Origin of the sequence: Streptacidiphilus sp. EB129 (genome assembly GCF_041262645.1) — a bacterium.
GTDB lineage: Bacteria > Actinomycetota > Actinomycetes > Streptomycetales > Streptomycetaceae > Streptacidiphilus.
Window position 1 is genome coordinate 1 of record NZ_JBGCCS010000077.1, and the last position, 12,458, is coordinate 12,458.

Sequence of the window (12,458 nt, forward strand, 5' to 3'; positions counted from 1 at the left end):
CCTTCGTCAAGGTCACCGCGCCACCGGGGGCCACCGTTGTCCCCGGGCCGGACTGCAACACCGTCAGCAGCACCGTCGAATACTGCTCGGCAGGCTTGAGCGCGATCCTGGCCTACCCGGGCGACAGCTTCGCGATCCCAGTGACCTTCCGTGTGAACACGATGGTGCGCCACGCGCGCGGCCTGGTGCAACTGGTGTGGGGCGAGCCGGTGCCCAGCACGACGATTCCCTGGGATCCCAACCCGAGGAACAACACCGCCCCGCTGATCCTGAATTGACGGACAGCCGTCCCGGCTGATTCATCCCGGTTCAGAGCCCGGCCCAAGCCGGGGCGGTGAGCATCCGGAGCTAGCGTCCCGCCACCGCGCTGCTCACCCACAATGCCCCCATGTGGTCGTGCCCCTGACAGTCAGAGTCTATGAGTCGGGTGTACGGATTCGTGCGGGAAACGGGACGTCACCCGGTGGTCTCGGGCAGCCTGGTCCTGCCGCTTCGTGCCGGAGCGTCAGGCGACCGTCGGGTCAACGTCATGGTCGGCCGGCACGTTCCGCGGTGAGGCGACGTACCACACCGGCTGCCGCCACGGGCAGCCGACGAGAGGCGGTTCGAACACGCGAGCATGGAGGTCACGTGAAGCGATGTACGAAGCTGATGATGGTTCGGCCGGCTTCCCCCATGCTCCAGATCACCCGCCCGTGTCGGCCCGCCCTTGTCGTCTCCGCCACTTCCTGGCAGGCCTTCGTCAGGGCAGCATGGCAGGCGATTTCCCAGCCAACTGGCTCGGCACGATTTCCATTTTCCATCGGGGGGCTCATCATGCATCTGCGTCTGGCCGCGTTACTCACTGCGGCCCTGGTTCTGGTCGGGGTCTGGACCCCGGCGTTCGCGGCGACCCGTTCCGTGGCGAGCGCCCCGGCGCGGTCCGGTTTCGTGCCGGTCAACCCGACCCGGGTTCTCGACACCCGGTCCAGCTTCCCGAACTGCGGCGCCTCCTCGACCCTGTCGCAGGACAGCTTCACCGAGGTGGATCTCGACGCCTGTTATTCGCACATGCCGCCCACCCCGGTCTTCTACGTGCCGGACGGGGCGACCGCCGTGGTGCTGAACGTCACCGCCACCAACGCCCATGCGAACAGCTACCTGAGCATCGGCGCTCCCGGCCTGCAGACCCAGGGCAGCCCGCCGGCCTTCTCCACACTCAACTTCTCGCCGGGGCACGACGTGGCCAACCTCGTCACCGTCCCGGTCAGTCCCAGCCCGGACCAGACCGGCGTCGCGGGCCTGGAGGTCTACAACCACCTGGGCACGGTCGATATCGTCCTCGACGTTCTCGGGTACTACATGACGCCCGGCCAGACCCAGACCACCTACCGCTACACCCCGGTCCAGCCGACCCGGGTGCTGGACACCCGGCATCTGGGCCCCCTGGGTCCGGGGGCCCAGCGGACCGTCCAGCTCACCAGCATGCCCGGGATCCCGGCCGACGCCTCCGCCCTCCTGGTGAACCTCACCGCGACCAACGCCAGCACCAGGAGCTATCTCACCGCCGCGCCCACCGGCGCCGCGTACACCACCTCGACCGTCAACTACGAGCCGGGCAAGGACATCTCCAACCAGGCGGTCGTCCCGGTCTCCAACGGTTCGATCACCGTGCACAACAACGGGGGGTCCGTGGACGCCGTCCTGGACGTGGTCGGCTACTACAGCATCCACGGCCAGGGGCTGTTCACTCCCGTTCCGCCGAGCCGGGTACTGGACACCCCCGCCGGCGGTCACCCGCTCGGTCCGGACTCCACGCTCCGGCTGGCGGTCACCGGCCACGGCGGCGTTCCGGCCGGTGCCATCGGTGCCGTGGTGAACCTCACCGCCACCCAGGAGGCCCGGCCCAGCCATCTGACCGTGTGGCCCGACGGGCAGCCGAGGCCGGGCACCTCCAGCCTCAACACCAACCCGTGGAGCGACATCGCCGGCCACGTCCAGACCCGGCTGGGGCCCGACGGCGCCGTCGACATCTACAACCACGCGGGCAGCACCCAGCTGATCGCCGACGTGTACGGCTACTTCACCACGTCCTAGCGCGTTCCGGCAACGGCCCGTTCCGGCCCCGCCTCACCGCAGGCAGGGCCGGAACGCCGACGGCACCCGGTGCGACCGCGACCGCCGGCCCGGCGTGGCCGACTTCGCGCCAGGTCCGGACCGTCTGCGCCGGCAGGTCCAGTGTCGGCACCAGGACCAGGACCCGCGCGGCTCGGATGACCAACCGGACCCGGACGGCGGCCAGGAGCGCGGCGACGACGGGGATGATGCGCAGGACGGCGAGGACCTGGAGGAGGCGACGCCGCGCCGGGCCGTGGAGATCCTGGGTGACCAGTCGACCCAGCAGGCTGTTTTTTGGCGATTCTGGTTCTGCCTTCACCTGCGGATCGGTGACGGGGCGCGACGCACGGGGGACGGCGGCGGTGGATCGACCCGAGCACTTCGACTACGCGGAAGACCACTGCGCGCTGAACCTGCCCCTGCTCGCCATGGGCCTCTACGGACCCGTCGCGCTCTTCGCCCTGTGCCTGGCCCGGGGACTCACCGCCGGCCCGGACTGGTTCGCGTACGCCGCCTTCACTCCGGTCTTCTGCATGGCCCCGATATCACTGCTGTACCGGAACTGGCCGACGGGTATCAGGGTGGACGAGCGGGGAGTCCGGATCGGGGCGGTGGCCTCGAAGGGGGCGGAACACCGGAATCCGACCGTCACGAACCAGAACTGGGCGGTGTTCTCCTGCCCCTGGTCGGGCGTCCGGGAGATGTTCGTGGTCACCGACCCGGACCATGTGATGCGTCTGCGCACCTCACCCGAGTACGACACGCTCAGCAACCGGTGGATGAAGCGGAGCTCCATGATCTGGTGCGCGGCGGGCGTGCTCGTGCCCCCGCTGATGCGGGCGGCGCTGGTGATACGCATCGACCCTGCGGTGGCAACCGTGCCCGAGCTCGGGTCTGCCCGGTTCTATTCGAACTACATGGAACCCAACGACCCGCACTACAGCCGCGCCCTCAAGTTCAGGGTCGGCAACACGTGGGTTGTGCCGACCCGCCACCCCGAACACCTCCGAGCCTTGATCAAGGATCAGCTCCACCCTGTCGCCCCGACTCCGAAGAGGAAGCGGAAGCGGAAGCGGAAAAAGAAGCCGCGACGACGGTGAGCTGATCACCGGCGGTTTCCAGCAGCGGCCGACCGGCCCAGGGACGGGCGGTTCACACCTTGGCCTCGATTCGTCAGCGGCATGAGGGCCTTGTCGTGAGCGGCTCGCTGCCCGATATGTCCCTTGCCGTGTCGGGGCGGGTCATCGCGTGACGCTGCGGGGCGTCGGGTTCCACGGGCCCGAGGGTGCTGCGGTGCTTGTCCTGTCCGGTGTCGTCGGGAAGGTGGCCGGCCGTCAGGTGGCGGCGGGAAGTTGGGCGGCCCGTTGCCAGGCTCGGGTGAACGCGTCGCTCCAGTGCCCAATGCCCGGCAGTTAAGCGGAGAGGCCGCAGGTCAAATCGGTGGCAGCGGTCGTGGCCAGGCCGTCGCGTTGGTCCGGCACATCGGTTAACGGCCCTGCGTGGATGGGCTGTTGAGCGGCTATGGAACGGGACCCCCGGTGGAAGCATGGAGAACGACCAAGTAATCCTGCTTCGGGGGTCCCGTTGCTAGGCAAGTGTGCCATCTCGGTGTCCACGCGCACCATCACGACTGCCCGCGGCCTGTATGCGCCCGGCCATCTGGGAGAGTTGACGCAGTACGTGCCCTTTGAGCTCGTGGAGGACGTGCTGGATCAGACCCGTCGGATCCAGCAGCGGCTGCGGCTGCTGCCCTCGCGAGTGGGGGTCTACTTCGTGCTGGCTCTGGCGCTCTTCCCATCACTGGGGTACGCGCGAGTCTGGGGCAAGCTCATCGCAGGTCTACCCACTGACCTGCGCCTCTTCCCTTCGGAGCGTGCACTGGGAGAGGTCCGGCGCCGCCTGGGGCCGACCCCTTTCAAAATCCTGTTCGAGATTCTGGCCGGACCCCTGGCTCCACCTCAGGCTCCCGGGGTGCGCTACCGACACTGGCGAACCGTGGCCTTCGACGGGTGCAGCTCGATCAAGACGCCCGACCGTCCGAGCCTGCGCGCGGTGCTGGGAAAGTCCCGCAACCAGCAGGGGGACGCCGGCTATCCGGCACTTCGCTTGACGGTGCTCTGCGAGACGGGCACGCGAGGCTTGCTTGCTGCGGCCTTCGGGCCCTGCGCGGTGGGTGAACTGGCCTCCGCCACCACCCTACTGCCGGCGCTGACCCCGCAGATGCTGCTACTGGCCGACCGAGGATTCGACTCCGACGCGTTCTTCAGCGCGGTGTCCGCCACGGGGGCCCAGTACCTGATACGCCTCCGCTCCAGCCGCCGCCCGCTCATCGAGAAGGTCCTGCACGACGGCTCCTACCTCACTCATCTCGATGGCCGACCCGTGCGGATCATCGATGCCACGGTCACTGCCACGTGCGCCGACGGCCAGCAGATCGGCGACTCCTACCTGTTGGCCACAAGTCTGCTCGATCCCCTCAGCGATCCGGCCGCCACACTCGTCCGTCTCTATCATGAACGGTGGGAGGTCGAGTCTGCCTTTTACGCCCTGCGGCACACCCTGCAAGCAGGGCTGGTCCTGCGTTCCTGCGACCCGATCGGCCTGGAGCAGGAGATGTGGGCCAGCCTGATCGTCTATCAACTGCTCCGCCGGGCGATAACGGACGCGGCCATGGGAGGCGATGGGGCAGATCCTGACCGGATGAGCTTCACCGTGGCCCTGGAGAGTGCGCGCGACCAGGTAGCCCTGGCCTCCGGCATCGAGTACACAGGTCTCACCACCGACGGCACGATCGGCGCCGCTGTGCTGAGATCCCCCATGCCCCCGCGGCGCCTGCGCGTCAGCGCGCGGAAGGTCAAGTGCAGCACCTCGCGCTACGCGTCCCGGACCGATGATGAACGCGCCACAACGTGCATGAGCGTCACACACCTGGCCATCGACATCCACGACGGACACGTCCCCTTCGCCGCCACTTCCACCCCACCAGTGGGCAGTCCGCCACTCACCAGTAACCGCGGTCGCAAGGAACAGATCATCCAACTAATGCAGACCACCCCCGGCCACTCCTGGACGGCCCGCGAGATCGCCTACACGCTGGGCCTTGTGAAGCACAAAACCATCGCCGGCCAACTGTGTCAGTGGGCACTCGACGGCGCCGTGGAGCGCACCGCCCCCGGTGCTTACACCCTCACGTCCGCCTGGAGCGACCCCGCACACCCCGGACGAGCCGGACATACCGCTAAAGAGCGCACCCTCAAGCTACTGCGCACGGATCCAGGCCGTTCGTGGAAGGCCCGTGAGATCCACCTTGCCCTGGAGTTCCCCGGATCTCGCTACCGCAGCCTGGTCAACGAGCTCTGCCGCTGGGCCAATCGCGGCATCCTCGCGCGAGTCGGCCCCGGGAACTACACACTCCCCAAGCCCCCACCCGTGCAAGCGACTTGACTGGTGACCGAATCCCTTAACTGCCGGGCATTGCTCCAGTGCCAGGAGCGGTCCAGGTGCACAGTGCGGCTGCGGGCGTGGGCGGTGACGCGGGCGGGCAGGTGGTAGAGCTTGCTGCGGATCGTCTCCGGTTCGGCCTTGGCCAACTCGGGATTGTCGTGCAGGAGGAGGAGTCGCATCCAGGCATCAAGGTCGGCGGCGATGGTGGCCGCCAGCACCCAGGCGGTGTTGATCTCCCAGGATTTCGAGGGCAGCAGGCCCAGGCCAACCCGCTTGATCGCTTTCACGCGGTCCTCGACCTCGGCATGGTCGCGGTAGAGGGCGTCGACGAACCAGGCCTGCCCGGAGCCGGCCACGCCGGGCAGCCCCCGCACCATCGGGATGTTGGTGGCCACGATCTGGTAGCGCCAGCCGGTGCGCTTCTCGAAGGCGGTCAGTTTCTTCGCATCGCGCCGCGAAGGCTTGACCCGCCGCACGATCAGACGCATGCCGGTCGGCCAGCCCGTCAGGTCCCGCACCCCGGTCAGCTCGGCAGCCTGGTAGGAGATCCACTCGCCGTCCGGACCCTTGATCTCGTGCGCCTTCCCGTCCTGGCGCAGGGCGGTGGTCCACACGGTCTCGGGCAGCAGTGCGATGGCCTGCTCATCGGTGTCGTTGACGGCCCAGCCGGTCACCCAGCGCACCCGGCGCCGGCTGGTGGTCAGGGTCTGGAGGTGATCCAGGACGTCGTGGCTGAAGGCCGCGCCGTCGATCCGGATCAGTAGCTTCGACCACAGAGGCAGCGGGAGTTGCCGCAATGCCGCGGCGAGCACGGTCTTGTGGTCCGCAACGTCGTTGGGCGGCGCGTTGCCGGGCCAGCAGCAGCATCGCGACGCACTCGCGGGTATTGGCCACCCAGGCCCCGAGCGGCATGTGGCCGAAGCTGCCTTTGAAGGTGCCCGCCGCTCCCTCCTTCTTACTGGTGCAGGTGACGATGGTGGCGTCCAGGTCCAGGACGTACCAGCCGGTCAACTCCCTCCCGCACACGGCGATCCAGGGAAAGCCGCCCGGACGCAGCACGAGCAGTGTCCACACCACACGCCCTATCGTGGCGCGGGCGCGTTCGATCCGGGCCGCGACGGGGCCGTCGATCGCCTCCAGGGTGCGGCGCAGGGTGCTGTCGGAGACAGGGCGGGGAAACAGGCGCCGCCAGTGGCCCTGGAACCGCTCGGCCTCCAGGACGGTGGTCGCCCCGAGCGCGATTGCGCAGACCAACTGAACCAGGGCAACCCCACGGTCGCGCCATCCGGCACCGGCACCCCTGGGCAAGGCGGCACCCAGCACGGCCGTCAGCCCGACCCGGTCGGCGACCCTGCGCAGCAGCACGATCCCCGCGTGGCCGATCAGGCTGTCCTCATCGGCCCGGACATCCAGCCGCTGATCCCAGCGGGTAGCCTTCACCTGTTGGGTGCCTCTTCCTCGCGACGTTCTTGATCTAGACAATCAGATCATCGCAGGTGAGAGGCACCCTTCTGCTGTCGGGGCGTCAGATCGCCATCGCCGCTGAATTCATGAGGTTGGGGGGAATACGTGAGCGAGCCGAGCCAGAACCGGGCCAACCAGGCCAACGCGGGCCTCGAGCGGGTCAACGGGTACATGAACCGGGGCCTGATGCACGTGATGGCGCCGATCATGATCGTGCTCTCGTCCGTGGTCCTCTCCATGGAGACGGCATCGCACTGGAACGCATACCTCGGCCGCAGCACGCACGGCACGTTCACCGCCGTGAGGGCCGACTGCCATGACGCCTCCTGCTCGCCCCTGGAGGCGTGGTTCGTGCCAGGCCTCAGGGCTTGGCGGCGAAGAGTTCCAGGGCGATGTTGTCAGGGTCACGGAATTCGAGGATGTATCCCACGCCGATGTCCTTGATGTCCTCATGGGCGACGCCCGCGTCATCGAGCACGATCACCGCCGCCTTCAGCTCGCTGTGGCCGTTCACGGAGAAGCTGAGGTGGTCGAGGCCGACCCGGCCCTCCTCGAAGCGGTCGTCGGCGACTGGGCGCAGCGCGAGCAGCGAGTCGCCGAGCAGGTAGACCACCCCTCCGTCGAGAAAGGAGAGCTGCTCCCGGGTCTGCTCGTCCGCGTCCGGCGGCAGTTGGAGGGCCACCGGCAGACCGAAGATGCGGTCGTAGAAGGCCCGTGATCGGTCTATATCGGTCACGGTGAGGCGGACATGGTGGAAGGCGCGCGGAGTGATTGTCATGTCCCCATGCTGCAAGGTGCATCACCCGCGCGGCCACCTTCTCTTGTGCAAGTCCATGAAGTTACGGGTTCAGGCCGCCGTCGTGGAAACCGCCCTGGCACTGCCAGAGCCGTCCTGGACGGGCAGGGCGGGCATCCGGCGGGCAGGAGTCAGCCAGGGCGCTGACGGGGATCCTGGACCGCGTCCTGGCCCCGGGTGCCATGGACCACCGAGGCCGTCCACGAGGCCCCGAACAAGCGCCGTGCCCAGGCCGACGCCGTCCTGCGCCCCCGAACACCAGCTCCCCGTACTGCTGGTGGATTGTGCGCGCTTGGTCAGTGACCGAGAGGCTGTACCGTCCGGTCGTGTTGAGCCATGGAGCCTGGTCGGTCCACTACACGTCGCGGGATCTGCCCGAGCCTGCCGAGCCTGCGTGGTACCTGCAGTTTCACCCCCCCCCCCGGGAGTGGGAGACCTGGATCGATGACCTGGGGATTCCCGACGGGACGCCGTGCCTGTTGTCGCCGCGCTTCGTTGTCAGCGGCTCGTTGGGATTGGCTCTGGCGCGAGTTCCGTGAAAGCCGCCCGATGATCTTCAGAAGCTGAGGAGTACGCGCTTGCGGAGGAGGTCGAGCTTCGCGCGGCCGAACATCTGGCGCTTGAGCATCTTGATGCGGTTGACGTGGCCTTCGACGGGACCGGAGTTCCAGCGGAGGGTGAGGCCGGCCATGACTGCGTCCCAGTCCTTGCGCAGGCCGGTGGCGAATCCGCGCAGTTCGGGCAGGCGGCTGGCCTCGGCGTCCGAGGTCCATCGCTCAAGTTCCTCCGAGCCCCGGCGGTTGACCAGCATCGAGGCGAACCGGGCGATGAGGTCGCAGGCCTCGTGCAACTCGCTGCAGCGGCCGAGAAGCTCCTTCAGCAGCACCTGATCGGCCTCGGGACGGTTGTCGGGATGGGTCAGGATCAGCCGGGTCACCTCGCGAACCTTGGCCACCGGCGGGCGGACGGCAGGGGCAGCGTTGTGACGTAGCCGGTGCACGAAGCGGCGGACGGTGCGCTCGCTGACGGTCAGACCACGTTGGGCGAGTTCTTTGTGGAGACGCAAGGCGCTGTGGCAGCCCTCGTTGAACCGGGCGGTCAGGTAGGCGGCGTGGCCGTCCAGGCTGGTCTGCCGCCCCCCTGTGGGCCCCGCGCCGATCAACTCGTCGACGGTGACAGCCCTCATGAACTTCCGCACTGTCTTGTCGTCCAGGCCAAGCTCGGCGACGATCTGGCTGTGCCCCATGCCCTTGTCCATCAGGGCGTGGACGGCGGCGTGACGCTCGCGGGTGCGCTGAGCGAGCTGCCCTTCGGGCAGTACTGTCTTCTCCTTCTCCAGCAGGGGCGGGATCCACTGCGTGCGTAGGCGGGCGACGAGCCGCTCGGCCGCAGCGCCCAGGTTCTGCCAGAGGTGGAACCGGTCCGCGACCTGCGTCGCAGTGCCGGCTCCGCGGTCCGCGCCTTCGGCGTAGCAGCGGGCCCGGTCGCGGCAGACCACCTCGACACCGGGGTGCTCGGTAAGCCATGCCGCCAGGGCGTCTGCGGACCGCTCCGGCAGAACATCGACAGGGCGGCGGCCCTCGATATCGATCAAGACCGTGCCGTAGTTGTGGCCCTTGCGCAGGGCGAAGTCGTCGACGCCGAGCACCCGTACCGGCCCGACCGGCGGGTCCGGCAGCGCGCGGACCAGGCGTATCAGCACGTCACGCCCGATCCCGACCGCCAGATGCTCCGCGAGTCTCGCGCCGGCCCGCCCACCCAGCGCCAGGGCGACGGCCTCGCGGACCTTCCGCAGCCCCACCGTGCACCGGCCGTACCGGAACGTCAGCCCCGGGACCTGCTCAGCGAAGGTCCGCCGCCCGCACTCGGCGATGTCGCAGAAGAACCGGCGGACCCGCAACTGCAACACGAGCTCCTGGCCACTGACCGACGAATCGCTGATCCGCCGCTGATAGCCACTGTGCACACGCTCGGACCAGCCTTCACAGCCCGGGCAAGCCGCACCTGGCGCCCGGCCCCGGGCGTGGACACGGACCGACCCGCCCGCCGGTCTCACCAACTCGACGTGCAACAGTGCGAACTGAGGGAACAGGATGGCCAGAAGATCAGCAACGGTCACCCGCCATGATCGCCAACACTGAAGATCATCGGGCGGCTTTCACGGAACTCGCGCCAGAGTCCTCCGATTGAGGGCTCTGGATGGCCGGACTGGTCGACGTCTGGCTGTGCTCGAAGATCCCCAACCCTTGGGTCGCCGGCGCCTGCATGGGGATCGCCTTCGGCTACGAGTGGTGGACCTACCACGAAATCAACACGGCCAACTCCATCGGTGGATGCCTCACCGTCACCGCAGGAGCCACCTTCGGATGGTCCGGCGTTGAGCCCTGGCTCAGCGTCGGAGTGGTGAACAAGTGGTACTGGGCCTGCCAAAGCTAGCAGCCCAGACGGTTCAGGTCAGGCCGGAGCAGCAGCCCCGGCCTGACCCCTCCACCTAAGCTGGCGCTGCCGCCGGTGAATCCACCGGCGGCAGCGCCAGCACTCGCATAGGGACACGAAATGGCGGTCAACAGCATGGCGACAGCTGATGCAACGATTCGATACCGACTCACCCCCCTCCAGAGAACGCTCCCGTTCCTCGCGGGCGGCCTGCTCGGGTCGGCGCTGGTCGAGGGCGTGATGTGGGCCAACGGGATCGCGCCACTCGCCTCCATGACCCGGCAGTTGCTTATCGCCAGCATCAGCGCTGCATTGCTGAATCTCGTTGCTTCCAGGAATTATGGCGTCACCGTCACCCCGCAGGCGGCGATTGTCCACAACGCGCGCCGACGACTGATCAACTGGGTCGATATCCAAGGCGTCGAGGTTGAGGATTTCATAGGCAGCCGAACGATCGTGCTCATCGACACCACAGCAAAGCGCATCCGACTTCGCGCACCGCTAAGCCTTCTAGATGACCGTTTCGACGAGAAGCGCCAGGTCATTGAAGCCTGCTGGCGCGCCCATCGCGAGCGCGTCAACTGACGGAGTAGTCGGGGACTGGCACGGTAGCCCGTGAGGGCTCCGTTTCCAGCCCCGCCTACCAAGCCGGTCATGCGCTTCTGGGCACATCCGGGTGACGGGAGGCGTGCGTGGCGCTCGAAAACTCGATGGCCCTATTATTGTCGCCAGCCATGGCCTGGCCATGCCAATCACAAGAAACCCCCGAGAGATACGAGATTTCCTCGGGGCCCCCTTCCCATATAGCGCTCTGATGTCAACCGTCACGACCTCGGGTTGGCCGCCAAGTACTTCTCCATGATGTCGGCGCCAAGGTGGCGGCGGCGTTCCGGGACGATGCGCTGCGCCTGCGCCGGCTGCGCGATGCCGTCGGCGGTTGACCCCCTACGCCCGGGCCGGGCTCTACCGGCGGTAGAGTGGCGGGTATGGCAGACGAGACGAGCATCAAGGTGTCCAAGGCAGCCCGGGAGCGACTCAACGCGCTGGCAGCCGAGCGGGGGACCACGCTGAAGGACCTCGTGGAGGACCTGGCCCAGAGCACCCCGACCGCAGACGAGCTGGCGGCTCGGGCCGCCGTCGCGCAGCGCTACCTGCGCGAGCACATGGGTGTCGAGGTCACCGCGGAAGCCCTGGAGGCCTCCGCGCGTCTGCGTGCGGCGATCGCGGAGCGGGGCGCCGCCGCGTGATCCCAGCGATCTTCGACCACACCGCCCTGCTCGCACTCGGTGCCGGGTATCCCGCCTTGTCCGGGTTCGTCGTGGATGCCGCCGCCGGACGGGCCGCCGTCCACGTCCCCGCGCTGTGCCTGACCGCCGCCGAAGCCCAGCGCCAAGGGGTGGCCGAACACGTCGGCGCGCTGCCCGGCCTGGACATCGACGCCCTGGACCTGTCCGCCGTCATCGCGGTCGGCGCCCTGATCGGCGACGGCATCGACTGGCGCATCGCCCACGCCGTGCACGCCAGCCGACCCAGCGCCCACCACCCCACCGGACTGGTGGTGCTGTCCGTGCAGCCCGGCCTGTACGCCGGCACCGGAGTGGACCCCATCGACCCGGGCAAGATCAGCTGACAGCGCCTCATTGCGCCCGGGAATGACGGTCACCGTGGGGGCGGACGACGCCCGATCGGTCGCCACCACGGCGAGCGGGACGCAGGGGACGGCGACCGGTCCGCCCAGTCCCACTTCGCGTGTTCCTCCGCCTCCAGCGCTTCCGGCTCCTCGCGGGGCAGGCTGAGGTGCTCGACCATCTGCTCCAGAATCGCGGCGGTGACCGTTCCGCTTCCCGCATGGAGGACCCTGCCGCCCAACTGCTCCAGCCGCACCAAGGCCAGTTGCCGGCGCGCGACCTCGTCGGGGGCAGACAGGAGTGCGGGGTGTGTCACGTCGTGTCCTTGCATGCGGCGTACGCATCGTCACCCTAACCTTGACCCCGCCTCATCGGGGGTCGAGGGGTGGGGTCACGCGTGCGACTACCAGGGTGTCGCTGTGCTCGTCCAGCTCGATTCGGTATACGTCGACGGTTCGCAGGCTCTCGCGGCCGTCGTCGGCGCGCGAACGTACCCTGTTAGTACTGCAACCGCATCTGGGCGTGACTGTGAGCGTGCGTGCTCGTTGGTCTGACTGTGTGCTGATGAGCTGACGGTCAAACAAGTTGAGGCG

12 protein-coding genes and 1 pseudogene are annotated in these 12,458 nt (G+C 68.2%); 8 read left to right on the top strand and 5 right to left on the bottom strand.

The genetic code is table 11. The annotated features are described in order from the left end of the window. From ABH925_RS36920 to ABH925_RS36935, 4 genes and pseudogenes are all read left to right on the top strand, one after another. Nucleotides 1-278: pseudogene (locus ABH925_RS36920) on the top strand (hypothetical protein); the annotation flags it as partial. Nucleotides 279-816: 538 nt separating this feature from the next. Further along, complete coding sequence (locus ABH925_RS36925; protein WP_370155857.1) at nucleotides 817-2,076, top strand: hypothetical protein; 1,260 nt, start codon at nucleotides 817-819, stop codon at nucleotides 2,074-2,076. A 287-nt stretch (nucleotides 2,077-2,363) separates the two neighbouring features. Beyond that, a complete protein-coding gene (locus tag ABH925_RS36930; protein WP_370155859.1) occupies nucleotides 2,364-3,197 on the top strand; it encodes a hypothetical protein in 834 nt (277 codons plus the stop codon). A gap of 484 nt (nucleotides 3,198-3,681) precedes the next feature. Further along, entirely contained in the window at nucleotides 3,682-5,541 is a 1,860-nt protein-coding gene (locus ABH925_RS36935; RefSeq protein ID WP_370155862.1) for an IS4 family transposase, read from the top strand. Here ABH925_RS36935 and ABH925_RS36940 read toward each other — a convergent pair. The 4 genes from ABH925_RS36940 to ABH925_RS36955 form a co-directional block, all read right to left on the bottom strand. Beyond that, nucleotides 5,502-6,302: a transposase gene (locus ABH925_RS36940; RefSeq protein ID WP_370155883.1), complete on the bottom strand. Its 801-nt coding sequence runs from the start codon at nucleotides 6,300-6,302 to the stop codon at nucleotides 5,502-5,504. The genes ABH925_RS36935 and ABH925_RS36940 overlap by 40 nt on opposite strands. After that, nucleotides 6,184-6,981, bottom strand: a complete 798-nt coding sequence (locus ABH925_RS36945; protein ID WP_370155864.1) for a hypothetical protein — start codon at nucleotides 6,979-6,981, stop codon at nucleotides 6,184-6,186. Before ABH925_RS36945 ends, ABH925_RS36940 begins: the two co-directional genes overlap by 119 nt. A gap of 385 nt (nucleotides 6,982-7,366) precedes the next feature. Next, the gene (locus ABH925_RS36950; RefSeq protein ID WP_370155867.1) at nucleotides 7,367-7,783 is read right to left on the bottom strand and encodes a VOC family protein; all 417 of its coding nucleotides are present in this window, start codon (nucleotides 7,781-7,783) and stop codon (nucleotides 7,367-7,369) included. Nucleotides 7,784-8,357: 574 nt separating this feature from the next. After that, complete coding sequence (locus ABH925_RS36955; RefSeq protein WP_370155871.1) at nucleotides 8,358-9,920, bottom strand: ISL3 family transposase; 1,563 nt, start codon at nucleotides 9,918-9,920, stop codon at nucleotides 8,358-8,360. Nucleotides 9,921-10,000: 80 nt separating this feature from the next. Between ABH925_RS36955 and ABH925_RS36960 the strand changes: the two genes are divergently transcribed. The 4 genes from ABH925_RS36960 (at nucleotide 10,001) to ABH925_RS36975 (ending at nucleotide 11,867) form a co-directional block, all read left to right on the top strand. Next, the gene (locus ABH925_RS36960) at nucleotides 10,001-10,237 is read left to right on the top strand and encodes a hypothetical protein (RefSeq protein ID WP_370155873.1); all 237 of its coding nucleotides are present in this window, start codon (nucleotides 10,001-10,003) and stop codon (nucleotides 10,235-10,237) included. Between the two features lie 120 nt (nucleotides 10,238-10,357). After that, complete coding sequence (locus tag ABH925_RS36965; protein WP_370155875.1) at nucleotides 10,358-10,822, top strand: hypothetical protein; 465 nt, start codon at nucleotides 10,358-10,360, stop codon at nucleotides 10,820-10,822. Nucleotides 10,823-11,223: 401 nt separating this feature from the next. Further along, nucleotides 11,224-11,484 carry a hypothetical protein gene (locus ABH925_RS36970; protein ID WP_370155877.1) on the top strand — a complete coding sequence of 87 codons (261 nt, stop codon included), beginning with the start codon at nucleotides 11,224-11,226 and terminating at the stop codon, nucleotides 11,482-11,484. Next, nucleotides 11,481-11,867 (top strand): hypothetical protein, encoded by a 387-nt coding sequence (locus ABH925_RS36975; RefSeq protein WP_370155880.1) that lies wholly within the window; start codon nucleotides 11,481-11,483, stop codon nucleotides 11,865-11,867. The genes ABH925_RS36970 and ABH925_RS36975 overlap by 4 nt, the downstream gene beginning before the upstream one ends. Nucleotides 11,868-11,896: 29 nt before the next feature. Here ABH925_RS36975 and ABH925_RS36980 read toward each other — a convergent pair whose 3' ends face one another. Further along, complete coding sequence (locus tag ABH925_RS36980; RefSeq protein ID WP_370155881.1) at nucleotides 11,897-12,181, bottom strand: hypothetical protein; 285 nt, start codon at nucleotides 12,179-12,181, stop codon at nucleotides 11,897-11,899. Between the last annotated feature and the right edge of the window lie 277 nt (nucleotides 12,182-12,458).